The sequence below is a fragment of the Pseudomonas sp. P7779 genome (assembly GCF_013386315.1).
GTDB lineage: Bacteria > Pseudomonadota > Gammaproteobacteria > Pseudomonadales > Pseudomonadaceae > Aquipseudomonas.
Genome location: NZ_JACARZ010000024.1, coordinates 26,929 through 50,435 on the forward strand (window position 1 = coordinate 26,929; position 23,507 = coordinate 50,435).

Annotated in this window: 19 protein-coding genes; 12 read left to right on the forward strand and 7 right to left on the reverse strand. The window is 61.6% G+C overall.

Features of this window, described 5'->3' with window-relative positions; translation table 11 throughout:
* Positions 1 to 74: 74 nt before the first annotated feature.
* From dsbC to HX869_RS08765, 5 genes are all read left to right on the forward strand, one after another.
* Positions 75 to 806, forward strand: coding sequence for a bifunctional protein-disulfide isomerase/oxidoreductase DsbC (dsbC, locus tag HX869_RS08745; protein ID WP_003209582.1), 732 nt, complete (start codon positions 75 to 77; stop codon positions 804 to 806).
* 126 nt (positions 807 to 932) lie between these two features.
* A complete protein-coding gene (locus HX869_RS08750) occupies positions 933 to 2,237 on the forward strand; it encodes a homoserine dehydrogenase (protein WP_003209580.1) in 1,305 nt (434 codons plus the stop codon).
* A 67-nt stretch (positions 2,238 to 2,304) separates the two neighbouring features.
* Positions 2,305 to 3,714, forward strand: coding sequence for a threonine synthase (thrC, locus tag HX869_RS08755; RefSeq protein ID WP_003209579.1), 1,410 nt, complete (start codon positions 2,305 to 2,307; stop codon positions 3,712 to 3,714).
* A 109-nt stretch (positions 3,715 to 3,823) separates the two neighbouring features.
* Complete coding sequence (locus HX869_RS08760; protein ID WP_178902994.1) at positions 3,824 to 7,405, forward strand: transporter substrate-binding domain-containing protein; 3,582 nt, start codon at positions 3,824 to 3,826, stop codon at positions 7,403 to 7,405.
* A gap of 73 nt (positions 7,406 to 7,478) precedes the next feature.
* Positions 7,479 to 8,723: an EAL domain-containing protein gene (locus HX869_RS08765; RefSeq protein ID WP_178902995.1), complete on the forward strand. Its 1,245-nt coding sequence runs from the start codon at positions 7,479 to 7,481 to the stop codon at positions 8,721 to 8,723.
* Here the strand turns inward: HX869_RS08765 and HX869_RS08770 are convergent.
* Both HX869_RS08770 and HX869_RS08775 read right to left on the reverse strand, forming a co-directional pair.
* Positions 8,692 to 9,345, reverse strand: coding sequence for a response regulator transcription factor (locus HX869_RS08770; protein ID WP_003209573.1), 654 nt, complete (start codon positions 9,343 to 9,345; stop codon positions 8,692 to 8,694). The two genes, HX869_RS08765 and HX869_RS08770, sit on opposite strands and share 32 nt — an antisense overlap.
* 150 nt (positions 9,346 to 9,495) lie before the next feature.
* Complete coding sequence (locus HX869_RS08775; RefSeq protein WP_003209572.1) at positions 9,496 to 9,696, reverse strand: hypothetical protein; 201 nt, start codon at positions 9,694 to 9,696, stop codon at positions 9,496 to 9,498.
* Positions 9,697 to 9,998: 302 nt separating this feature from the next.
* Here HX869_RS08775 and HX869_RS08780 point away from each other — a divergent pair, with 302 nt between their 5' ends.
* A complete protein-coding gene (locus HX869_RS08780; protein WP_003209570.1) occupies positions 9,999 to 10,283 on the forward strand; it encodes a DUF3509 domain-containing protein in 285 nt (94 codons plus the stop codon).
* A gap of 171 nt (positions 10,284 to 10,454) precedes the next feature.
* Here the strand turns inward: HX869_RS08780 and HX869_RS08785 are convergent, their stop codons facing one another.
* Positions 10,455 to 11,333: a TIGR02285 family protein gene (locus HX869_RS08785; RefSeq protein ID WP_178902996.1), complete on the reverse strand. Its 879-nt coding sequence runs from the start codon at positions 11,331 to 11,333 to the stop codon at positions 10,455 to 10,457.
* Positions 11,333 to 12,532: a CaiB/BaiF CoA-transferase family protein gene (locus tag HX869_RS08790; RefSeq protein WP_102605531.1), complete on the reverse strand. Its 1,200-nt coding sequence runs from the start codon at positions 12,530 to 12,532 to the stop codon at positions 11,333 to 11,335. The genes HX869_RS08785 and HX869_RS08790 overlap by 1 nt, the downstream gene beginning before the upstream one ends.
* Positions 12,533 to 12,677: 145 nt before the next feature.
* On the opposite strand from HX869_RS08790, the gene HX869_RS08795 reads away from it, so the two are divergent.
* The 6 genes from HX869_RS08795 (at position 12,678) to HX869_RS08820 (ending at position 17,969) form a co-directional block, all read left to right on the forward strand.
* Positions 12,678 to 13,220, forward strand: a complete 543-nt coding sequence (locus HX869_RS08795; protein WP_003209567.1) for a YaeQ family protein — start codon at positions 12,678 to 12,680, stop codon at positions 13,218 to 13,220.
* A 185-nt stretch (positions 13,221 to 13,405) separates the two neighbouring features.
* Positions 13,406 to 15,115 carry a single-stranded-DNA-specific exonuclease RecJ gene (recJ, locus tag HX869_RS08800; protein WP_008438230.1) on the forward strand — a complete coding sequence of 570 codons (1,710 nt, stop codon included), beginning with the start codon at positions 13,406 to 13,408 and terminating at the stop codon, positions 15,113 to 15,115.
* 151 nt (positions 15,116 to 15,266) lie between these two features.
* On the forward strand, positions 15,267 to 16,373 hold the full coding sequence (locus tag HX869_RS08805) for an NADH:flavin oxidoreductase/NADH oxidase (RefSeq protein WP_003209564.1): 1,107 nt from the start codon (positions 15,267 to 15,269) through the stop codon (positions 16,371 to 16,373).
* A gap of 192 nt (positions 16,374 to 16,565) precedes the next feature.
* Complete coding sequence (locus HX869_RS08810) at positions 16,566 to 17,066, forward strand: ATP-binding protein (RefSeq protein WP_102605541.1); 501 nt, start codon at positions 16,566 to 16,568, stop codon at positions 17,064 to 17,066.
* The gene (locus HX869_RS08815; RefSeq protein ID WP_178902997.1) at positions 17,050 to 17,586 is read left to right on the forward strand and encodes a GNAT family N-acetyltransferase; all 537 of its coding nucleotides are present in this window, start codon (positions 17,050 to 17,052) and stop codon (positions 17,584 to 17,586) included. Before HX869_RS08810 ends, HX869_RS08815 begins: the two co-directional genes overlap by 17 nt.
* 197 nt (positions 17,587 to 17,783) lie before the next feature.
* Positions 17,784 to 17,969: a hypothetical protein gene (locus HX869_RS08820; protein WP_003209560.1), complete on the forward strand. Its 186-nt coding sequence runs from the start codon at positions 17,784 to 17,786 to the stop codon at positions 17,967 to 17,969.
* A 45-nt stretch (positions 17,970 to 18,014) separates the two neighbouring features.
* Here the strand turns inward: HX869_RS08820 and HX869_RS08825 are convergent, their stop codons facing one another.
* The 3 genes from HX869_RS08825 to HX869_RS08835 form a co-directional block, all read right to left on the reverse strand.
* Positions 18,015 to 19,640, reverse strand: a complete 1,626-nt coding sequence (locus HX869_RS08825; protein ID WP_177040158.1) for a glucan biosynthesis protein D — start codon at positions 19,638 to 19,640, stop codon at positions 18,015 to 18,017.
* Between the two features lie 357 nt (positions 19,641 to 19,997).
* Entirely contained in the window at positions 19,998 to 21,860 is a 1,863-nt protein-coding gene (locus HX869_RS08830; protein WP_134325817.1) for an NAD(P)/FAD-dependent oxidoreductase, read from the reverse strand.
* 177 nt (positions 21,861 to 22,037) lie between these two features.
* Positions 22,038 to 23,462 (reverse strand): gamma-aminobutyraldehyde dehydrogenase, encoded by a 1,425-nt coding sequence (locus HX869_RS08835; RefSeq protein WP_008438218.1) that lies wholly within the window; start codon positions 23,460 to 23,462, stop codon positions 22,038 to 22,040.
* Positions 23,463 to 23,507 lie beyond the last annotated feature (45 nt).

Sequence of the window (23,507 nt, forward strand, 5' to 3'; positions counted from 1 at the left end):
AGGGGACGGCCCAAACCCGTGTTTGAAGATCGGTGTTCCTGCTCCCGTCCCTGCATCTGCCTTCAGGAGTTCCCATGCGCTTGACCCAGATTTTTGCCATCGCAGCCATTGCGTTGGTCTCAACCTTTGCCGTCGCCGACGACGCCGCAGAGAAGACAATCCGCAAGAGCCTGGAAGCCCTCCAGCTCGACACCCCGATTGAAAGCATCAACGCCAGCCCGATGGCCGGCCTGTACGAAGTCAAGCTCAAGGGCAGCCGCGTGCTGTACGCCAGTGCCGATGGCCAGTACATCGTCCAGGGCTACCTGTTCCAGCTCAAAGACGGCAAGCCGGTGAACCTCACCGAGAAAGCCGAGCGCCTGGGCGTGTCCAAGCTGATCAACGGTATTCCGGTGGCTGAAACCGTGGTTTACCCGGCCATCGGCGAAACCAAGACCCACATCACCGTGTTCACCGACACCACCTGCCCGTACTGCCACAAGCTGCATGCCGAAGTGCCTGAGCTGAACAAGCTCGGCGTTGAAGTGCGCTACGTGGCGTTCCCGCGCCAGGGCCTGGGTTCGCCGGGTGACGAGCAGTTGCAAGCCGTCTGGTGTTCGGCCGACAAGAAAGCGGCCATGGACAAAATGGTCGATGGCAAGGAAATCAAGGCCGCCAAGTGCGCCAACCCAGTTTCCAAGCAGTTCGCCCTCGGCCAGTCGATTGGTGTGAACGGTACGCCGGCCATCGTTTTGGCTGACGGCCAGGTGATTCCGGGCTACCAGCCTGCGCCGCAAGTTGCCAAACTGGCACTGAACGCAAAGTAAGCATTATCGTCGAGCCTTGACGATCATGATCCGCCGACAGTTCGGCGGGTCATTAATAGAGAGCCGCAGTTGTGCGGCTGTTTTCACGGCCGACCTTGAGTCGGCCGTTTCATGGGGAGTTCTTCAGTGAAACCGGTCAAAGTAGGCATCTGTGGGTTAGGGACCGTCGGTGGCGGCACCTTCAACGTACTTCAGCGTAACGCTGAAGAAATTTCCCGCCGTGCAGGGCGTGGGATTGAAGTGGCACAAATTGCCACGCGTACGCCAAAGCCTCAGTTCCAAACGACCGGTATTGCGATTACCAACGATGTCTTCGAAGTCGCCACCAACCCTGAAATCGATATCGTCATCGAGCTGGTAGGCGGCTACACCGTGGCCCGCGAGCTGGTGCTCAAGGCTATCGAAAACGGCAAGCATGTGGTCACTGCCAACAAGGCGCTGATTGCCGTGCACGGTAACGAAATCTTCGCCAAGGCCCGCGAGAAGGGCGTGATCGTGGCATTCGAAGCCGCCGTGGCCGGTGGTATCCCGGTGATCAAGGCGATCCGTGAAGGCCTGTCCGCCAACCGTATCAACTGGGTGGCCGGCATCATCAACGGCACCGGTAACTTCATCCTCACCGAAATGCGCGAGAAGGGCCGTACCTTCGAAGACGTGCTGGCCGAAGCCCAGGCCCTGGGTTACGCCGAAGCCGATCCGACCTTCGACGTGGAAGGCATCGACGCTGCCCACAAGCTGACCATCCTGGCGTCCATCGCCTTTGGTATCCCGCTGCAGTTCGACAAGGCCTACACCGAAGGCATCACCAAGCTGACCACCGCCGACGTGAACTACGCCGAAGCCCTGGGCTACCGCATCAAGCACCTCGGTGTGGCGCGCAGCACCCCGGCCGGTATCGAGCTGCGTGTGCACCCGACACTGATCCCGGCCGACCGCCTGATCGCCAACGTCAATGGCGTGATGAACGCCGTGATGGTCAACGGTGACGCTGCCGGTTCCACCCTGTTCTACGGCGCCGGCGCCGGCATGGAGCCGACCGCTTCGTCTGTGATCGCCGACCTGGTGGACGTGGTGCGTGCCATGACCAGCGACCCGGAAAACCGCGTACCGCACCTGGCCTTCCAGCCGGATTCGCTGTCGGCCCACCCGATCCTGCCGATCGAAGCCTGCGAAAGTGCCTACTACCTGCGCATCCAGGCCAAGGATCATCCGGGCGTGCTCGCCCAGGTGGCCAGCATCCTGTCGGAGCGCGGCATCAACATTGAATCGATCATGCAGAAGGAAGTCGAAGAACAAGACGGCCTGGTGCCCATGATCCTGCTGACCCACCGTGTGCTGGAGCAGCACATCAACGACGCCATCGCCGCGCTTGAAGCGTTGCAGGGCGTGGTTGGGCCGGTGGTGCGGATTCGCGTCGAACACCTGAACTAATCGTTTTGCGGCAAGGGCCCCACGCGTTCGGCGGCCCTTGTTCAAGCATGCTCTAGAGGAGCCAGTCATGCGTTATATCAGCACCCGCGGCCAGGCACCGGCCCTGAATTTCGAAGACGTTCTGCTGGCCGGTCTGGCCACTGACGGCGGCCTGTACGTGCCGGAAAACCTGCCACGCTTCACCCAGGAAGAAATCGCTTCGTGGGCCGGCCTGCCGTACCACGAGCTGGCGTTCCGGGTCATGCGCCCGTTCGTCACCGGCAGCATCCCGGATGCGGATTTCAAGAAGATCCTGGAAGAAACCTACGGCGTGTTTTCCCACAGCGCCATTGCCCCGTTGCGCCAACTGAACGGCAACGAATGGGTCCTGGAGCTGTTCCACGGCCCGACCCTGGCGTTCAAGGACTTCGCCCTGCAACTGCTGGGTCGCCTGCTGGACTATGTGCTGGAAAAACGCGGTGAGCGCGTGGTGATCATCGGCGCTACTTCCGGTGATACCGGCTCGGCGGCGATCGAAGGCTGCAAGCACTGCGAAAACGTCGACATCTTCATCCTGCACCCGCACAACCGCGTGTCGGAAGTGCAGCGTCGGCAGATGACCACGATCTTCGGCGAGAACATCCACAACATCGCCATCGAAGGCAACTTCGATGACTGCCAGGAAATGGTCAAGGCCAGCTTCGCCGACCAGAGCTTCCTCAAGGGCACCCGCCTGGTAGCGGTGAACTCGATCAACTGGGCGCGGATCATGGCCCAGATCGTCTACTACTTCCATGCTTCCCTGCAGTTGGGCGGCCCGGCGCGTTCGGTGTCGTTCTCGGTGCCAACCGGTAACTTCGGCGACATCTTCGCCGGTTACCTGGCACGCAACATGGGCCTGCCGATCAACCAGTTGATCGTCGCCACCAACCGCAACGACATCCTGCACCGCTTCATGAGCGGCAACCAGTACGTCAAGGAAACCTTGCACGCCACACTGTCGCCGTCGATGGACATCATGGTCTCGTCGAACTTCGAACGCCTGCTGTTCGACATGCACGGTCGCAACGGTGCTGCCCTGGCTGGCCTGATGGACAGCTTCAAGCAAGGTGGCGGTTTCAGCGTCGAGCAGGAGCGCTGGACCGAAACCCGCAAGCTGTTCGACTCCCTGGCGGTGGACGACGCAGAAACCTGCGAGACCATCGCCGAAGTCTACGCCCAGACCGGCGAGCTGCTGGACCCGCACACCGCCATTGGCGTCAAGGCCGCGCGCGAATGCCGCCGCAGCCTGGACATCCCGATGGTGATTCTCGGCACCGCGCACCCGGTCAAATTCCCGGAAGCGGTAGAGAAGGCCGGGGTTGGCAAGGCGCTGGAATTGCCGCCGCACCTCACCGACCTGTTTGAGCGTGAAGAGCGTTGCACGGTATTGGCCAATGACCTGAAAGCGGTACAGGCGTTTGTCAGCCAGCATGGCAATCGCGGCAAGCCACTCTGAGCCAACGGCTTTGCGTGGTGGATCAAGCCCGTCTTCGTGACGGGCTTTTTCATTCTGGCGAGCCATACTTGCGCGGCGACCAACAAGAATAATCAAGGAAACCCAACCGGTGTATTTATCGACCCGAGCACACGCGTGGCTGGCATGTGTGCTGCTGCTTGGCCATGGTTCGGCAAGCCTCGCGGCTGTCAGCCTGCCGTTCAAGCTGGTGCCGGCGTTCATTGCCCTGGAGCCCATGCCCCTGACGGTCAGCGAGCAGCAATGGCTGGCGGCCCATCGGCCACTGAGGGTGGGCATTTCGATTGATGACTATCAGCCGATCGATATCACCCGCGACCGCAATCGCTACCAGGGCATCAGCGCCGATTACCTGAGCCTGATCGGCGCGCGTCTGCATGCACCGATGCAAGTCCTGGGTTTTGCCGAGCGGGCGCAGGCGGTGGAGGCCCTGCGGAGCGGCGTCATCGATATTCTCACCAGTGCCAACGGTTACGAGCGTGATGTGTCGGGGTTGCGCTTTACCGAAGACTACATGCCGGACCGCTCGGTGGTGGTCGTGCGCCGGGATGACAGCACCCAGAACGAGGACCTCAAGGACAAGAAGCTGGTGTTGCTGGACGGTTACGCCAACGTCAAGAACGTCCATCAGGCGTATCCCGGCAGCCACATCATGCTGGCACCGAATCTCTACAGTGGCCTCGAAGCGCTGAAGCAAGGTGATGCCGATGCGTTTATCGGCAACGAAGTGATCGTGCGCGCCTATAAATCGCTACGGCCCTACCTGGGCTTGCAGATCAAGGTGGAAAGCCGGCTGGCGCCCATCGGCTTTGCCTTTGCCACGCGGGAGGCCGACCCGCTGTTGGGGACGCTGATGGACCGGGCGCTGGCGAGTATTGATGAGTCTGTGCGGCGGGAGATCCTTGCGCGCTGGACCACCGGACTGGGGGTGGGCATTGCCGCCGAGCGCATCGCCTTGTCGGCCCCGGAGCGGACCTGGGTACTTCAGCATCCGCATGTGGTGGTGGCGTCCCAGCAACTGTCTCCCTATGTATTCAAGGACAAGGACGGCCAGTGGGTGGGGCTGAATGTGGACTTGCTCAACCGCATTTCACGCATGACCGGCCTGCAGTTCGTGATGGAGGAAGTGTCCTCCACTGCACAGACCCTGGGGTTGCTGGAAACGGGCAGGGCGGACATGAACACCACCCTGGCCGAGAATCAGGAGCGCAAGGCCTTTCTCGATTTCAGCCATGGGTTCGGGGGCTCAGGCTGGGTGTTTATCCAGCGCGCTGACGCACCGCCAGTGGTCAGTTTGAGCGAGCTTTCAGGCAAGGTGCTGGCGCTGCCGGCACGCCATGTCCTGGAGGGATATATTCGTCGCGAGCACCTCGGGATCAAGCTGCAATCGGTGGATAACTACGTCCAGGCCCGTGAGCTGGTAACGCAGGGTCGCGCGGCGGCGACTATCCAGAGTGAAGTGGAAGTGCAGAGTTACCCGGCCGATGAGTTGCGCATCGGCCGCAGTGTCGAGGGCAAGTGGTCGGCCAACAGCCTGTCGGTGCGCAAGGATCAACCGGAACTGCTGAGCATTTTGAACAAGGCGCTGGAAGCGCTGCCGGTCGCGGAATTGAGCGCCCTGCGTTTGCGTTGGCTGGGGAGCGTACCTGTCCCGGTGCCGGCCTGGCAGCGTGTGCCGCCATGGGCCTACTGGACGGTCGCCATGGCGCTGCTGTTTGTGCTGGTGTCCCTGGCCTGGAACAGCCGGCTCAAGCGCCAGATTCGCCAGCGCCTCCAGGCCGAGCAGCGGCTCAACGACCAGTTGGCGTTCAAGCGCGCGCTGCTGGACGGCATGCCCAACCCGGTATTCGTGCGTGATCTGGAAGGACGCCTGGTGACCTGCAACACCAGCTATGAACAACAGTTGAACACCCGGCGCGAGCAGATCCAGGGCCTGACGCTGATGGAAAGCGGGCTGATGCCTGACGCTACGGCCGCGCGCCTGCATGCCGGCCACATGGAGCAATTGGCGAGCCAGCAGTCGCTGTTCGTCGACCGGCAGCTGGAGTTCAATGGCGGGGCGTTTCATGTGTATCAGTGGACGGTGCCGTTCTTCGACGCCAAGGGCCAGCTCCAGGGTTTGCTCGGTGGCTGGGTCGATATCAACGAGCGCAAGGTCCTGGAGCTCCAGCTGATGGATGCGCGGCAGGCCGCTGACGAAGCGAACTACGCAAAAAGCGCGTTTCTCTCGACCCTGAGCCACGAGATTCGCACGCCGATGACCGCCATTATCGGTCTGCTCGAGCTGGAGCAGGAGCGTGCCCTGGCTGAAGGCAAGCCAGTGTCTGAAGCCCTGCGAGTGGCCCATCGCTCGGCGCGTGAGTTGATTGCCCTGATGGGTGACAGCCTGGACCTGGCCAAGATTGAAGCCGGTCATCTGCAACTGGCGCCGCAGGCCACTGACTTGAAAGGTTTCTTCGAGGGCATACAGCGCTTGTTCGAACCCATGGCGCAGAAAAAGGGCCTTCACCTGACCCTGGCATTCGACCCGAGCGCGCAAGGGTATTACTGGTTCGACCCGCTGCGCCTGCGTCAGGTTATCCATAACCTGTTGGGCAACGCGCTCAAGTTCACCTCGCGCGGCGAGGTTAGGGTCAGTGTTGCGCGCAAGCTTGACCCGACGGGGGCCGAATATTTGCACCTGTGTGTGGAGGATAGCGGGCCGGGCATTGGCGTCGAGCAGCAGGCGCGAGTGTTCAAGCCGTTTATCCAGGTCAGCGCGCGGACGGCTGCCGAGCACGGCGGCACGGGACTGGGCTTGAGCATCTGCCAGCAACTGGTGGAATTGATGGGAGGCAGCATCACCCTGAGCAGCGTGGTGGGAGAGGGCACGGTGGTGTGCATCGACCTGTACCTGGATCGGGTCAGCAGTGACGACGTGCCAGCATCTGCGGGTGTACCGCTGCTGGTGGCCGGCCGCAACCTGTCGGTGTTGGTGGTGGATGACCTGCCGGCCAATCGGCTGGTGCTGGTTCAGCAGTTGCAGTTCCTGGGTCATCAAGTAGTGGCCGTCGACTCGGCCGAAGCGGCCTTGCAGCGTTGGCATCATGAGGTGTTTGACGTCCTGGTCACCGATTGCAATATGCCGGGCATGTCCGGCTACGCCTTGAGTGAGGCCATCCGCCGGCTGGAAGCCCAGGAGCAACGGCCACGCCTGGCGCTGGTGGGTTGCACGGCGAATGCCCTGGATGATGAACAGCAGCGCTGCCGGGAGGCGGGAATGGATGAACTGCTGGTCAAGCCCGTGACCCTTGAGCACTGGACGCGTGTGCTCGCCCGCGTCGCGCCTGCACGCTCTTTCAGCATCCAGACCCTGCGCACCATGACCCAGGCCGACGGACCGGTTTTGCAGCGGATGCTGCAGGAGCTGGCGAGGAGCCTTGAGCAGGAGCATAACCTGATGGCCTCCGCCATGGCGGACCACGACCAGGTCCGGCTGGCCGCCTCGCTGCACCGCCTGAAGGGCATATGCTGCCTGGTGGATGCGTTGCCGCTGGCCAAGGCCTGTGTGGCGCTGGAAGGGTGTATTCGGGAGCAGCGCAACGCTGAGATTGAAATGCATTGGTTAGCGCTGCGCGAAGCATTGATCGAATTCCAGGTCGAGCTTGAGGCTTATCTGGACCCGTCCGAATAAGACATGTCCTATGGGGAAGGCGCGGGGTTTTTATTAGTCTGTGCACCCTCGCTTCTCCCCGGTAACGTTTTTCATGCGCTCCCTCAACGTCCTGATCCTCGAAGATAACCCGTTCCAACTGATGGCCCTGCATCAGATGCTCAACGCCAACGGCGTATTCAATGTACGCACGGCCGAAACGGTCGACGCCGCTCGCCAGTCACTGGAGAGCAAGGGCGCGGTGGACATCGCGATTTGCGATCTGTACCTGGAGCAGGGTGATGGCCTTGAGCTGATTCGGGAAATGGCCGAGCGCCGCCAGGCTCAGGTGTTGATCCTGCTGAGCAACGCCGAGCCGGATGTGCTGGAAGGCGTGGCGCACATGGCCCGACAGTTGGGGCTCAACGTGCTCGGCTGCCTGCCCAAGCCGGCGTCGGCAACGCTGATCGGGAAAGTCCTCGAGGCGTGCCGGGAGCGCTTGCGGCCCGGGCCGCCGGTGGTGTCCTGGGAGCGGGTGCGCCAGTTGCTGGACTTGAGTGAGTCCGAGCAGTTGCCGCCTTCGGCGGGTCTGAGCCAGGTCGCTATCGCCCGCTGCGGCACGGTCTGGTATCAGCCCATTGTCAGCCAGGCGGGCGTGTTGCAAGGTGTCGAAGCGCTGGCCCGCTGGCAGCTTCCTGACGGCGAGTTGCTGTTGCCTGACGCGTTTCTGCCGGTGCTGGAGTTTGCCGGAATGGAAGAGGCGTTTACCTGGTACGTGCTGGAACAAGCGCTGGGCCAGGCGGCACACGTCATGCGCGAAACCGGGCAGGTGCTGCCGGTGGCGGTGAATATCCCGGGGCGGATGCTGGAGCGTCCGCACTTTCCCCAAGTGCTGCAAGGCTTGCTGCAACTTCACGGCGTGCCCGCCCGTGGCCTGACTCTGGAACTGGTAGAAACCTCGCGCCTGAACACCGACAGCGCCCACGTCACCGGCTTGCTGCGTTTGCGGATGATGGGGTGCAAGCTGTCCATCGGTGATTTCGGCGTGGGCGGCACCAGCCTGCAACGCTTGCTGGAATTGCCCTTCAGCGAATTGAAGATCCCGCCGGCGTTTGCCAGCGGCATGGCCAGGGACGATCGCAAGGCGGCAGTGGTTGCCGGCGCCATGAGCATGGCGAGGCGACTGGGTGTGGGTGTGGTGGTGACCGGGGTTGAAAGCGCCGCCGACTATCACGCGGTAAGTGAACTGGGGGCTTCGTGGTTGCAAGGCTGCTTTATCGCCGGCCCCATGGACGCCGAGGCGCTGAAGCAGTGGATCGCGTTTCAGGCTAGGCCAGCCCGTGTTCCTGCACATAGATAAACAGCGCGGCGTCGTTGCTCAGGCCCAGCTTGCGCATGGCGCTGACCTTTTGTGCACTGACGGTTTGCTTGCTGCGATGAAGATTCGCGGCGATCTCGCCTACCGTCAGGCCGCCGGCCAGCAGGCGGATGACTTCCAGTTCACGGGGTGATAGTTGATCCTGGGAGTGCACACGCTCGACGCCTGCCAGGTTCAGTGACTGACTGATGGTCTGGGCCACATAACGTCGCTGCTGGCGCACCTGACGGATTGCTTCAGGCAATTCGTCTGCGAGACTGGCCTTGCTCAGCAGGCCCATGACACCCAACTCCAGGATGGCGTGGAACAGGCCGGCGTTGTTCAGCATGGTCACCACCACGATGGGCAGGCCCGGGTGATGCCGGCGCAGTTGTTCGATCAGGCGCAAGCCGTCGGCCTGGGGCTCGGCGGGCATCATGAAGTCGGTCACCAGAATGTCGCAGGCACAACGTTGCAGCAGTTCGCCAAGGGCCTGGGGTGAGTTGGCTTCACCGACGATGGTTAGCCTCTCGTCACGTTCCAGGACCGCCCGCAGACCGATGAGGAAAATCGGGTGGTCGTCGGCGAGGACGATGCGCAATGGCTTGTCAGACGTTTCGTTCAATACAGGCTCCCGGGGTAATTCGGGGATTCTAGCCTGTTAACGCAGGAGAGGGTCTGATGGTGCGGTTTACAAAGGTGTAAAAAACGCCGCGTCCCCGTCCGTGGGGCAGCGGCGTTTTTCGTTTCTGGCAGGCCCGGCCGGAGCGACCGTTTAGGCGAGTAGTTTTTGCGCCACTGCCATTACGGTTCCGACAGCCGTGAAGAAGCCGATGGCGATACCAACGGGATACCAGAAATTCTCTCGGGTTATCTTGTGGGACTCTGCGTTTAGCTTGCGTTGCTCGGCATAAATTCTGGATATGTCGGCGTGAATCTTCTCTAGTATTGCCTGCTCTTTTTCGTGTTCCAGCATGGTCTTCGTCCTTCGCAACGGGGCCTTTTGGTATGCGCTGTTTATCGATGTGCCGGCATGATCAGGACTCACCGAGTATAGGATTCACCCTCGGCATCAGCGCCAAAACGGCAACTCATTGAGTAAGCAGTTATGTGCTGCCGTTTTTTGCTTGTCATGTTGCAAGCGCATGCTGGACACGTCATCCCCCGGCAACCCTTGAAAGACGAAAAAGCGAACTTTCCTACGACGCAAATAGTCACTTAGGATAGATGCAGCTCCCGTTTACACGATTGTTTCCGAACTATTGAGTGGTGATCGAGATGGAAAGTATCAGCCTATTGCTCGGTGAAGCACTGAGCCCTTATCAGGTCACGCTGACCACCTCGGGTGTGCAGGGCGAATGCCTGGTGACCGTAAAGAATCCGGCCGGTGCCATCGTGGTCGAACGAGAAGTCGACCAGGCACAATTGACCGACAAGCGTGCATTGGTGGATGTGGTGGACTGTTTGCACCGCGACTTGATGATTGCCGAAGGACGCCTGGAACCCTCGGTCATGGCGGCCCTGCGCAATGCGGCCCTGACGAGGCCGATTGCCTGCGCATGAAGATTTATTTTTGTTGGGAACCTTCCTACGGCAAGGTGAGTCAGATTTTGTAACAGCGAGATCAAGCATTGTGCTCCGGTGCTTGTGGCTCGTTGTTACTGGTCTTTTTAGGCCCTTATTAACCCCGAGTTGTCTCCCCACTGCTCGGGGTTTCTTTTTGCCTGCGATTTGTCATGGGCTCGGGGCATCCTGAAAAAACGTCGGGTGGTCTTGCAGGTATTGCTCACGCATGACCGGGTCGAGCCATGAGGCGTAGGACTGTCGCAGTTGCTCCTGCGGGATCTCGCGCAGCACCTGATTGATCCGCTCGATAGCCGTGCGGCCTGAGGCGTTATCCGTGCAGGCAATCCGGGTCAGTTGATAGGGCGGGGTGCCTTTGATGGGGTAGAAGATCAGCTCCTGTGGATCAATGCCTTGTTGCAGCGCCTGGTAGCGCACTTCTGTCCAGTAACCCAGCACCGCTTCCAGCCGCCCCTTTCGTTGCATCTGCAGCAGGCTGCCGAGGGCGTCATTGCCGTAATGTGGCGCCAGTTTGTGAGCACTGGTGTGCTTCAGCGCTTCATCGATGATGGCGCCGTAGCTGCGTTCGGCGATGATGCCAAGGCGCGCATCCCGTGCATTCAAAAATGCCTCCAGGTCGAACCGTCCATCCACCACAAACGGCGCCAGCAGCGCCCGCTGATCCTGGCGGATCGTCACCCCGTTGCTCACGGCCGCGAAGGCCTGGGCGGAAAACACGATGGTTTTAGCGCGCTCCGCCGTCCATAGCAGGGACGGGTCGCAGGTAAGCGTGCCGGGGTCGCGGAGCATCTGCATGCCGCGCGCGCGGTTCACGTGGAGGATCTGATGTCGATACTCCGGCATGTGTTCGGCGAGTATCGGCAGCAGTTGGTCGAGGGCGCCCTGGCCTTTTTGCGGGCCTTCGAAAATCGTCACTGGCGGCAGATCACGCAACAGCCAGATCAGGGTTTCCTGGGCCTGGCTCGACAGTGGCCAAGTCCCGAGCAGTGAACCCAGGAGGCAGAGTCGAATGATGAAGCGCCGGCCCATCAGATCGCGCCGTTCTCACGCAGGCGAGTAACGGCGGCCGCATCGTAGCCCAATTCAGCGAGCACCACGCTGTTGTGCTCGCCCAGCTGCGGTCCGACCCATTCACAGCTGCCCGGTGTGTCCGACAGTTTGGGCACGATGCCGGGCATCTTGAAGTCCTTGCCGCCCGGGAGCTGCGCCTTGAGGAACATCTCGCGGGCGAGAAACTGCGGGTCTCCCAGCATGTCTTGCGCGCTGTAGATGCGGCTGGCGGGCACTTCGGCCTTGTTCAGCTGTTCCACCACTTGCTCAAGCGGCAGCGAGTTGACCCAGCGATCAATCACCCCGTACAGCTCATCGCGCCGGCTGTCGCGGCCATCGTTGCTGGCCAGCGCCGGGTCGTTGGCCAGGTCGTCGCGACCAATGGCCGACATGAAGCGCTTGAAGATCGCGTCGCCATTGGCGCCGATCTGCACATGCTTGCCATCTTTGCTGGTGTGGATCGAGGAGGGCGTGATGCCGGGCATGATGTTGCCGGTGCGCTCGCGGATAAAGCCGAACACGTCGAACTCCGGGATCATGCTCTCCATCATCGCGAAGATCGCCTCATACAGCGCCACATCCACCACCTGGCCGAGCCCGCCATTCACTTCACGATGACGCAGGGCCATCAGCGCCCCGATCACGGCCCACAACGCCGCGATCGAGTCCCCGATGGAAATCCCGGTGCGCACCGGCGGGCGGTCCTCGAAACCGGTGATGTAACGCAGGCCCCCCATGGATTCGCCCACCGCGCCAAACCCAGGCTGGTCCTTCATCGGCCCGGTCTGGCCAAAGCCCGAGAGGCGCACCATCACCAGTTTCGGGTTCAGGGCGTGCAAGGTTTCCCAGCTCAGGCCGAGCTTTTCCAGCACGCCAGGGCGAAAGTTCTCGATCAAAATGTCGGCATCCGCCAACAGTTGCTTGAGGATCGCCAGGCCGTCCGGGTGTTTCAGGTTCAGGGTCAGGGATTTCTTGTTGCGCGCCTGCACAAACCACCACAGCGAGGTGCCTTCATACAGCTTGCGCCACTTGCGCAGCGGGTCGCCGCCATCCGGGGATTCGACCTTGATCACCTCGGCGCCGAACTCGGCGCAGATGCGCGACGCAAACGGGCCGGCGATCAAGGTGCCGAGTTCGATGACTTTCAGGCCGGCAAGTGGTTTGGCGGTAAACGACATGAGGAACCTTTCGGGCAGGGCAGGGATGTGAGCCTTTTAACATAGGCGAGTGGCGCAGTGATAAGGATGATGCAGCGCAGTATTCGTTGAATCACCTCGCCATCGGTTAGACTTGCCGCCTTTCCCTGTCTCTAGAAGTCCGTTCATGGCCCAGCCGTCCACGACCTACAAGTTTGAACTCAACCTCACCGACCTTGACCGTTCGGTGTACGAGAGCGTCAAGCAGACCATCGCCCGCCACCCTTCGGAAACCGAAGAGCGCATGACCGTGCGTTTGCTGGCCTACGCGCTTTTCTACAACGAGCAGCTGTCTTTCGGTCGTGGCCTGTCAGATGTAGACGAGCCGGCGCTGTGGGAAAAAAGCCTGGATGATCGCGTCCTGCACTGGATCGAAGTCGGCCAGCCGGACGCGGACCGCCTGACCTGGTGTTCCCGCCGTACCGAACGCACGACCTTGCTGGCCTACGGCAGCTTGCGCGTCTGGGAAGGCAAAGTGGTGCCGGTGGCGAAGAACCTGAAAAACGTGAGCATCGCCGCCGTACCCCAGGAAATCCTGGAAGTGCTGGCCAAGGACATGCCCCGGGTGATCAAGTGGGACGTGATGATCAGCGAAGGCACGATCTTCGTGACCGATGACCGTGGGCAGCACGAAGTCCAGCTGGAATGGCTGGCTGGCGAGCGCGGCTGAAACGTCGATAACTGATTGGACGCTGGTCGAGTGTGGGAGCTGTCGAGCTTCAGCGAGGCTGCGATGCAGGCGCTGCGGTCTGACAGGTACACCGAGGTGATCCCATCGCAGCCTCGCTGGGGCTCGACAGCTCCTGCAAGGGATCACCGCTAATTTCAACATTAAAGAGAAGCTTCCGTCACCCCATGCGTATCGATCCTCGCCCGTTGCCCGCCGTCCTGCCATTCCTCGGTGAATTGCCACCGTTGTTGACCCGTCTCTACGCCGCACGCGGGGTGCAATCGGAAGCCGAGCTGGATAAAAGCCTGGCGCGGCTGATCCCGTATCAGCAGCTCAAGGGCATCGATGCCGCGGTGGACTTGCTGGTGACGGCCCTGGAGCAGCGCCAGCGGATCCTGATCGTGGGTGACTTCGACGCCGACGGCGCCACCGCCAGCACCGTGGGCACCCTGGGCCTGCGCTTGTTGGGCGCCGCCCATGTCGACTACCTGGTGCCCAACCGTTTCGAATACGGCTACGGCCTGACCCCGGAAATCGTCGCCGTGGCCCTGCAGCGCCAGCCACAGCTGCTGATCACCGTGGACAACGGTATCTCCAGCGTCGAAGGCGTGGCGGCCGCGAAAGCGGCGGGGCTCAAGGTGCTGGTTACCGACCACCACTTGCCGGGCGACGAACTGCCCGCAGCCGACGCCATCGTCAACCCGAACCAGCCGGGCTGTGAATTCCCCAGCAAGGCCCTGGCCGGTGTGGGTGTGATCTTCTACGTGCTGATGGCCCTGCGTGCGCGCTTGCGCAGTTTGGGTTGGTACGAGAACAAGCCGCAGCCGAATATCGGCGAACTGCTGGACCTGGTGGCCCTGGGCAGCGTGGCCGACGTGGTCCCGCTGGACGCCAACAATCGCATCCTGGTTTACCAGGGCCTGGAACGCATTCGTGCCGGTCGTGCCCGGCCGGGGATCAAGGCGATCCTCGAAGTAGCCAAGCGCGATCACGCCCGCATCACCTCCACCGACCTTGGTTTTATCCTCGGCCCGCGCCTGAACGCCGCCGGGCGCCTGGATGACATGAGCCTGGGCATCGAATGCCTGCTCACCTCGGATTTCGCCGCCGCCCGGGAAATGGCCGCGCAACTGGACGGCATGAACCAGGACCGCAAGTCCATCGAACAAGGCATGCAGCGCGAGGCCCTGGCCCAGCTCAAGGACTTGCCGGTGGAGTCGATGCCGTATGGCTTGTGCCTGTTCGACCCGGAATGGCACCAGGGCGTGATCGGCATCCTTGCCTCGCGCATGAAAGAGCGTTACTTCCGCCCGACCATCGCCTTTGCCGACGCCGGTGACGGCCTGCTCAAGGGCTCCGGACGCTCCGTGCCGGGTTTTCATATCCGTGACGCGCTGGCCGTGGTGGCCAGCCAGCATCCGACGCTGATCGCGAAGTACGGCGGCCACGCCATGGCGGCGGGTCTTACCTTGCCCGAGGCCAACTTCCCACTGTTCGCCGAGGCCTTTGACGCCGAAGTGCGTCGGCAACTGCGCGAAGAAGACCTGACGGGCCGTCTGCTGTCCGACGGCACCCTGGCGGTTGAAGAGTTTCACCTGGAACTGGCTCGCGCCCTGCGTAACGCCGGGCCGTGGGGCCAGCATTTCCCAGAGCCGTTGTTTCACGGGGTGTTCCAACTGGTGGAGCAGCGCGTCGTCGGCGAGCGCCATCTGAAGGTGGTGCTCAAGAGCGAGTGTGGATCGGTGAAGCTCGATGGCATTGCTTTCGGCATCGACCGTGAGATCTGGCCCAACCCCACCATTCGTTGGGTGGAACTGGCCTACAAGCTCGACGTGAACGAGTTCCGTGGCCAGGAAACCGTGCAACTGATGATCGCGCATATCGAGCCGCGCTGAACCCTGTGCAATCCTCTGTTGTCGACTAGTCTCTAAGCACTGTGTGATCGGTCTTGTGACCTTGTCTTATTTCAGCCCGCCGGGGACGGGTTTTTCGTCGACCTTTCAAACAGAACCCTGGAGCCTGCCCACTGCATAAAAGAGGTGCCCCATGAGTCTGCTGCTTGAACCCTATACCCTGCGCCAACTGACCCTGCTCAACCGCATCGCCGTGTCACCAATGTGCCAGTATTCCAGCGTCGATGGCCTGGCCAATGACTGGCACCTGGTGCACCTCGGCAGCCGTGCCGTCGGTGGCGCCGGGCTGATCTTTACCGAAGCCACCGCCGTGACTGCCGATGGCCGCATCACCGCCCAGGACCTGGGCCTGTGGAACGACGAACAGATCGAACCGCTGCAACGCATCACGCGCTTTATCAATGCCCAGGGCGCGGTGGCGGGCATTCAACTGGCCCACGCCGGGCGCAAAGCCAGCACGCACCGGCCATGGATCGGCAAGCACGGCAGCGTCAAGCCGGAAGATGGCGGCTGGGTGCCGGTGGGCCCTTCGCCGATTGCCTTCGATCCGCAGCACACTTCCCCCAAGCAACTCGATGAAGGGCAGATCCAGCAAGTGATCGCTGACTTCGTCGCTGCCGCCAAGCGCGCGTTGACCGCCGGTTTCAAAGTGGCGGAAATCCATGCCGCCCATGGCTACCTGTTGCATCAATTTCTTTCGCCCCTGAGCAACCAGCGCCAGGACCAGTACGGCGGCTCGTTCGAAAACCGCATCCGCCTGGTGCTGCAAGTGACCACGGCGGTGCGTGAGGCCTGGCCGCAAGAGCTGCCGCTGTTTGTGCGGGTCTCGGCCACCGATTGGGTCGAGGACGGCTGGAACCCGGATGAAACCGTCGAACTGGCGCGCCGCCTGAAAGACCTGGGCGTCGACCTGATCGACGTCTCCTCGGGTGGCACCGCGGCCAATGCGGAAATTCCTACCGGGCCCGGCTACCAGACCCGCTTTGCCGAGCGTGTGCGCAAAGAGTCGGGAATCGCCACCGGCACCGTGGGCATGATTACCGAGCCCGCCCAGGCCGAGCACATCTTGCGTACCTGTCAGGCCGATATCATTTTCCTCGCCCGTGAACTGTTGCGTGACCCGTACTGGCCACTGCATGCCGACGATGACCTGGGCGGGCGCAAAGCCACCTGGCCGGCGCAGTATCAGCGGGCCACCCATCGCGACCAGCCGATTCATGAGTCGGACTTGCGGGATTAACCTTGCGTAGGAAAACGCCTGAAGCTAATGTCGAAACTATGACTCTATTACTGAACGCCTCGATTATTCCCACCCTCCAGGAGAGGGTGGGCTGACGCGTGCTGGAAAAGCATGAAAAACCCGCCCTTGATCCGGCGGGTTTTTTATTGCCCGCCGATCATCGGCCAAGCCCTGCGACACAAGGAGAAGCTCATGTTGCACCTGATCTGCGGCAAAATCGCATCCGGTAAATCGACCCTGACCCAGCAGTTGTCGCAAGCCCCACAGACGGTATTGATCAGCGAGGATGAGTGGCTGTCACGCCTTTATCCCGGACAGATCCAGGCTCTGGGCGACTACGTGCGCTGCACCGGCCACCTGCGCGATGCGTTGACGGCCCATATCATCTCGTTGCTCAAGGCCGGCGTCTCGGTGGTGCTGGATTTTCCCGCCAACACCCTGGCCAGCCGCCGCTGGATGCGCTCATTGTTCGAAGGCGCAGGCGCTGACCATCAATTGCACTACCTGGATGTGCCGGACGAGGTCTGCAAGGCACGCCTGCGTGCGCGCAACGCGGAGGGTACCCACGCGTTCGAAACCAGTGACGCCCAGTTCGACTTGATCACCGGCTATTTCGAAGCACCGACACCTGCGGAAGGCTTCAACCTTGTTCACCATCAACCCTTGGAAGCACAGCATGTTGATCAAGCGTGACCTGACCGAAAAGGACCTGCCGTTGCTGGCGCTGATTGACCGTACCGAACGGATCGAGGCGTGCTATCGCGTGGAGCACGGGGAGTTGCTGCTGTACCCCGAGCACCACGACATGCGCGGCTGGCCCGAAGGCGAAGCCGAGCAGGATGCCGTGGCCTTACAGGCGTGCCTGAAGCGCGGCGGATGGCTGCACGGTGTGTTTGACGATGCAAAGCTGCTGGCGGCCGTGGTGCTGGACAACCGGGTTATCCTCAACCAGGGCCTGCGTATGCGCCAGCTCAAATTCCTGCATGTGAGCCATGGGGTCCGTGGCCTGTGCCTGGGTGGCCAGCTGTTTGCCCTGGCCTGTGAACACGCCCGCGCAGCCGGGGCCGAGGCGTTGTACGTATCGGCCACGGAATCGCGCAATACGGTGGAGTTCTATCTGCGGCTCGGCTGCCGGTTGCTCAAGCAGCCGGATCCCGAGCTGTTTCAACAGGAGCCGCACGACATCCACCTGTACCGGCCGCTTGTGGGATAACGCTGTAGGTCATTGCCCTGCAAGCGTTTTTTTAAGTGATTACTCTAAAAAAGTCCCACGCCCTGCAAGATAGTTTCTACGCTTAAGGTAAGCATGATTTCTGGCCCAGGAAATCAGCTTGTTGATCCTCGCAGGTCGCATCGCGGGATGGGGTTATGGGCAACCAGGAGCAGTTGATTGATACGAGGAGACAGTCCATGGCCAAGTCTTATGGTGTAGCGGGGGTGTTGTCGTCTTTTCTGGCCCGCAGGATGTCGCTGCGCAGCCGACGCCTGAGTTCGGACGAAGAGCAATTGCTGGAACAGTACCGCGCCCTGACCGAGAGTGATCAGGTGGCGATGCGGTACTTGATTGGGGCGATGAAGAGTATTTCGCGGTTCTGAAGATCCCGAAGGGGCGTTCCCACGCGAGCGTGGGAACGTTCGGTATCAGGTGTACTTGCGCTTGTCTGGTGCAGGTGGGAAGTATTGGTACAGCCAGGTTTCGCTCAAGGTGCGGTCCTGGGTGCGGATGAACAGCCGCAGTTCAACCGGCTCGACGCTGTCGCTGGTCGGGTACCAGTCAAACAGAATTCGATAGCCCTTGATGGCATCCAGTACCAACACGCTGAAGTCTTTGACCTCACCATGGGAGCAGGTCACCACCGGCTCGATCCCGGTGCCTTCAGGCAAACGATCCAGCCCGCCGCCGTTGAAGTCCACGGCAAAGCGCCGCGCCCAGACTTCGGGGTAGTGCTCGCCCGGCGCCCAACCTTCGGTGAAACCGCCCATGCCCGAACGGGTGGCATTGACCTGCGCCAGTGGCGTGCTGACCGGCGGCAGGGCGCTCCAGTAGAGCTTGTAGCCGTAGTTCAGGGATTCGCCGGCAGCGACGGGCTTCTTCGGGGTCCAGAAGGCCACGATGTTGTCCAGGGTCTCGCCGGTTGTAGGAATTTCCAGCAGATCGATAGAGCCTTCGCCCCACGCGGTTGTAGGTTCTACCCACAGGCTTGGGCGTTTGCTGTACCAGTCCACCGTGTCCTGATAGCTGGCGAACTCATGATCGGTCTGCACCAGGCCGAAGCCTTTCGGGTCGGTGTCGGCAAACGCGTTGAATTGCAGGGTAGCCGGGTTGTTCAGCGGGCGGCAGATCCACTCGCCATTGCCGCGCCACATGGCCAGGCGATCCGAGTCGTGGATTTGCGGGTGAATGGTGTCGCACATCCGCCGCTCAACGGTGCCGCAGCTGAACATGCTGGTCATCGGTGCGATGCCCAGTTGCTCGATGGCGGTACGCGCATTGATATGGGCGTCGATGGCCATTACCACCTGGTTGGCCTGGCAGTCGATATCGAAGCGATAGGCACCAGTGGCGCTCGGCGAATCCAGCAGGGCGTAGACCACGAAGCGGGTGCTGTCCTTGTCCGGGGTTTCGAACCAGAACTTGGTGAAGTCCGGGAATTCCTCGCGCTTTTTCGCGTAGGTGTCGATGGCCAGGCCGCGTGCAGAAAGGCCGTACTGGCCGGTGGAATCCACCGCACGGAAGTAGCTGGCGCCGAGGAAGGACAGCACGTCGTGGCGGTCCAGTTCCGGGGCCTTGAACAGCTTGAAGCCGGAGAAACCCAGGTCACCGGTCAGCTGCTTGGTGTCTACCGTGGTTTTTTCATAGTTGAACAGCGAAGGGCGGAAGTGCACCTCGCGGGCCTGGCGGGTTTTCGGGTCGACGCTGTACATGCGCACCGGCGTCTTGAAGCCCATGCCGACGTGGAAGAACTGCACGTCCAGTTGGCCGTTCAATTCTTTCCACAGCGAATGCTTGCCGTCGTAGCCGATGGCGTTGAAATTCTGCGGGGTCATGGTCGCCAGGGTCGGCGGCAATACCTGCTTGGTGTCCTGGTAGCGATTGCTTGCCAACTGCTTGGCCTGGATCTTCAGGGCCTCGAAATCGAAGGACTGGGCCTCGCCATCAGCGGCGCGGTTGCCCGCCCAGGCCTGGGCGGCCAGCAGGCCACTGGCCGACAGACCGGTGTAAGCCGCGATGGCCATGGACGCTTTGAGCAAATTCCTGCGGTGCATAAATACAACCTGTCGTGAACAATCCCGCGCCGTTCCTGGCACGTGCTGGATCAAGGAAAACGGTTCGGACATGCCTTCGGCCAAACGCAACGGACATTAAACAGATACCAAATAGCTTAAGCGGTTCGGTGCGCAAGGAAAAATGATTGATGGCGGGTTGATGGCGCTGCATATGAAACAAGACGTTTCTGTGGAAACCGTGTGGCGAGGGAGCTTGCTCCCGTTGGGGCGCGAAGCGACCCCAAACCAGACGATCGAGATCCTTCAGGGATATCTCGATCGCCTGGTTTGGGGCTGCTGCGCAGCCCAGCGGGAGCAAGCTCCCTCGCCACAATAACCTCTTCAGGAACGCCGGGATCAGCCCACTTCGCCTACCGCTCGATATGCCTCATCAATCGCCGCATGCGCGTACGCGCTCCACGCGGCATCCGAGTTGGCGATGCTCACATGTCCCACCGGCTGGCGCGCCAGGTCCTTCAGTTTTTCGCTTTCATCGGCATCGTCAAACAAGCTGTTGGAGAAGGTCGCATAGCCGTGTGACCAACGGTTGACAGTGATCGCCAGAATGTCGGTCTGGTGGTTGAAGCCACCCGGACCGAGCATGCGCTGCAGTTGGTCGCGTAGTTGCGCTTCCAGTTGTTCAAACGTCTGCCCGTACAACTTGCCCCGCCCGGCGCGGGCCTGGTCGCGGCCGTTCATGCCGCTGTTGGGGCTGGTGGGCACGTACACCATGTGCAAACCAATCGGCTGCGTCGGGTCGCGCGGGTGCTCGTAGCCGCCCATGCTCACCGGGTAATCCAGCTTGATCCGGCTGTAAGGCTGGGTCGCTGCATAAATCTCGTGCACCCCCAGCTTCTGGAACGACGTCCAGTTGCGCACCACCACTTTGGTGTAGACCAGCGGGTACTTCACGTTCTGGCTCAGGGCCTGGGCTTGTTCTGCCGGCAGATCGCGCAGCAGGTACGGGATCATCATGTTGTAGCAGGCCAGGATGCAGCGTTTGCCGCGTACCTGTGCGAGTTGGCCGCCACGGCTGTAGCCGATGTGCACACCGTCACCGACGTTACGCACACTGACCGCAGTGCTGTTCAAACGCACCCGCACCGGCGTCCTGGGCTGATCAAGCCTGGCGTAGTCAAACGGCGCCAGCACGATGTCATCCATGGTGTGCCCCGGTGCCACTGCCGGAATCAGGCTGCGCACCAGCAAGCGTGCCAGCGAGGCGTTGCCGTCGGGGAAGTGGTAGATGTAGGGTTCTTCCATTTCTGCGGCGGCTTCTTCGCTGATCGGTGCCAGGTTCATTCCGCCGAAGCCAGGGAAACCCACGCTATAGGCATCAGCCGACGCCACCGCGTCGATACTCAAGGCCATGAAGTCGTTGGTGCGGCTTTGGAAGTACTTCACCGCGCCTTCCGAGAGTCCTACGTTCTTGAGCAGGAAATCGCGGTAGCTGGTGGTCGCGAGGTACTCGGCCTTTTCCTCGGCAGTCTTGCCCGGCAGGTAATCCTTGGGCGCGACGTGCAAGGCAATCAGCGCCTGACGGTCGGTTTCCGGCAGCGGGAAATCATTGATGAAGTCGCTGATGGAGCGCGCATGCAACTGGTCCGGGGCGATGTCGTCGGCGACCATCGGCGTCGGGTCGCCGGTCACCAGTTTGTCTTCGCCAAAGTTTTCCTTGTCGAAGAACACCCCGCGGGACAAACCCAGGCCCGGGTAGAACTGGCGGTCGAAGGCGGTCTCGAAGCGCTTGATGTTCACCCCGAGTTTTTTCAACAGCCCGTTTACTTCCTTGCTGTAAAGATGATTCGGTGACTGGAACGCTTCGCTGCCGCCGTAGCCGATGATCAGCCGGCCACCGGCCTGGAACTCATTGCGCTTGGCATGGCCGCCGAAGTCGTCGTGGTTCTCCAGGATCAGGATCTTCGCCTTCGGGTGCTTCTCACGGTAGAACCACGCCGCCGACAAACCGCTCAAGCCACCGCCGACCACCACCAGGTCGTAGTCTTCGGTGATCGGCAGTTTATCGGTGTCGAAGGCCTTCTTTTCCCAGCCCATCTGGTGGGCAACTTCGAATGAGCCGACATGGCTGCCGCGCAAGCCGGTGAGGGCGGGCGGGTAGTAGCGCCCATCGGGAGCGGCCTGGAGGATTTGCAGCGGGGTCATACCGGCGGCAATCGTGATAGCGACGCCGTTGAGGAAGTCGCGGCGGGTGATGTCCATGGGAACCTGCGAATTATCTATTGTTATTAGGAGAGCCCCTGTGGGAGCGGGCCGTTGTGGCGAGGGAGCTTGCTCCCGCTGGAGTGCGAAGCGCTCCCAGGATTTTGGGGCCGCTACGCAGCCCAGCGGGAGCAAGCTCCCTCGCCACAGTGAGCCCGCTCCCACAGGGGTAAAGGGTCAGTGCTTGAACATCACATGGCGAACGGTGGTGTAGTCCTCCAGGCCGTACATGGACATGTCCTTGCCGTAGCCGGACAGTTTCTGACCGCCATGGGGCATTTCGCTGACCAGCATGAAGTGGGTGTTCACCCAGGTGCAGCCGTACTGCAACCGTGCAGCCAGGCGATGGGCGCGGCCGACATCGGCGGTCCACACGGAAGAGGCCAGGCCGTAGTCCGAATCGTTGGCCCAGGCCAATACCTGCGCCTCGTCGTTGAATTTGGTTACCGACACTACCGGCCCGAACACCTCGCGGCGCACGATTTCATCGTCCTGCTGCGCGTCGGCCAACACCGTCGGCTCAAAGAAGAACCCGTTGCCTTCCACCGCCTTGCCACCCGTGATCAGGCGGATATGGGATTGCGCCACGGCACGCTCCACAAACCCGGCCACACGGTCACGGTGCTGTGCGGTGATCAGCGGGCCCAGCTCGGTGGCCGGGTCATCCTGCAAACCGTATTTGATGCTGGCAACCGCCGCGCCGAGCTTTTCGACGAACGTGTCGTAGATATCGGCCTGTGCATAAATCCGGCACGCAGCGGTGCAATCCTGCCCGGCGTTGTAGAAGCCGAAGGTGCGAATGCCTTCCACCGCCGCGTCGATATCGGCGTCGTTGAAGATGATCACCGGCGCCTTGCCGCCCAGTTCCATGTGCATGCGTTTGACGCTGTCGGCAGTGCTGGAAATGATATTGGCCCCGGTGGCAATCGAACCGGTCAGCGACACCATGCGCACTTTCGGGTGATTCACCAGCGGGCTGCCCACGGTTGGCCCACGGCCAAACACCAGGTTGAGTACACCGGCCGGGAAAATTTCAGCGGCCAGTTCCACCAGGCGCAGCGCGGTCAGCGGGGTTTGTTCCGAAGGCTTGAGCACCACGGTATTACCGGCGGCCAGGGCCGGGGCGATTTTCCAGGCGACCATCATCAGCGGGTAGTTCCACGGCGCGATGGAGGCAATTACGCCCACCGGGTCACGGCGGATCATCGAGGTGTGGCCCGGCAGGTACTCGCCGCCGGCCGAACCGCTCATGCAGCGGCTGGCGCCGGCGAAGAAGCGGAACACATCGGCCACCGCCGGGATCTCGTCGTTCAGCGCCGCGCTGTAGGGTTTGCCGCAGTTGTCCGACTCAAGCTTGGCCAGCTCTGCGCCGTGGGCTTCGATGGCGTCGGCGAGTTTGAGCAGCAGCAGCGAGCGATCCTTCGGTGGCGTTTGCGACCAGCCTTCAAAAGCGCTGTCGGCAGCACGCACCGCGGCGTCGACCTGGGCTTCGCTGGCTTCCTTGATTTCCACCAGTACCCGACCCAACGCCGGGTTGAACACCGGCTGCGCCGGGCCTTCGCCTTCGACCAGATGGCCGTTGATCAGCAGTTTGGTTTGCATGGTTCAGTCCTCTTAAAGCTGCATCGTTTCCCCTGCCGAAACCGG

Coding starts and splice junctions, on each gene's coding strand:
- HX869_RS08835 (WP_008438218.1), bottom strand. CDS start 23,462: ATGCAAACCAAACTGCTGATCAACGGCCATCTGGTCGAAGGCGAAGGC.
- HX869_RS08785 (WP_178902996.1), bottom strand. CDS start 11,333: ATGGGCCGGCGCTTCATCATTCGACTCTGCCTCCTGGGTTCACTGCTC.
- HX869_RS08820 (WP_003209560.1), top strand. CDS start 17,784: ATGGCCAAGTCTTATGGTGTAGCGGGGGTGTTGTCGTCTTTTCTGGCC.
- HX869_RS08765 (WP_178902995.1), top strand. CDS start 7,479: ATGCGCTCCCTCAACGTCCTGATCCTCGAAGATAACCCGTTCCAACTG.
- HX869_RS08795 (WP_003209567.1), top strand. CDS start 12,678: ATGGCCCAGCCGTCCACGACCTACAAGTTTGAACTCAACCTCACCGAC.
- dsbC (WP_003209582.1), top strand. CDS start 75: ATGCGCTTGACCCAGATTTTTGCCATCGCAGCCATTGCGTTGGTCTCA.
- HX869_RS08825 (WP_177040158.1), bottom strand. CDS start 19,640: ATGCACCGCAGGAATTTGCTCAAAGCGTCCATGGCCATCGCGGCTTAC.
- HX869_RS08805 (WP_003209564.1), top strand. CDS start 15,267: ATGAGTCTGCTGCTTGAACCCTATACCCTGCGCCAACTGACCCTGCTC.
- HX869_RS08775 (WP_003209572.1), bottom strand. CDS start 9,696: ATGCTGGAACACGAAAAAGAGCAGGCAATACTAGAGAAGATTCACGCC.
- HX869_RS08790 (WP_102605531.1), bottom strand. CDS start 12,532: ATGTCGTTTACCGCCAAACCACTTGCCGGCCTGAAAGTCATCGAACTC.
- HX869_RS08810 (WP_102605541.1), top strand. CDS start 16,566: ATGTTGCACCTGATCTGCGGCAAAATCGCATCCGGTAAATCGACCCTG.
- HX869_RS08830 (WP_134325817.1), bottom strand. CDS start 21,860: ATGGACATCACCCGCCGCGACTTCCTCAACGGCGTCGCTATCACGATT.
- HX869_RS08815 (WP_178902997.1), top strand. CDS start 17,050: ATGTTGATCAAGCGTGACCTGACCGAAAAGGACCTGCCGTTGCTGGCG.
- recJ (WP_008438230.1), top strand. CDS start 13,406: ATGCGTATCGATCCTCGCCCGTTGCCCGCCGTCCTGCCATTCCTCGGT.
- thrC (WP_003209579.1), top strand. CDS start 2,305: ATGCGTTATATCAGCACCCGCGGCCAGGCACCGGCCCTGAATTTCGAA.
- HX869_RS08780 (WP_003209570.1), top strand. CDS start 9,999: ATGGAAAGTATCAGCCTATTGCTCGGTGAAGCACTGAGCCCTTATCAG.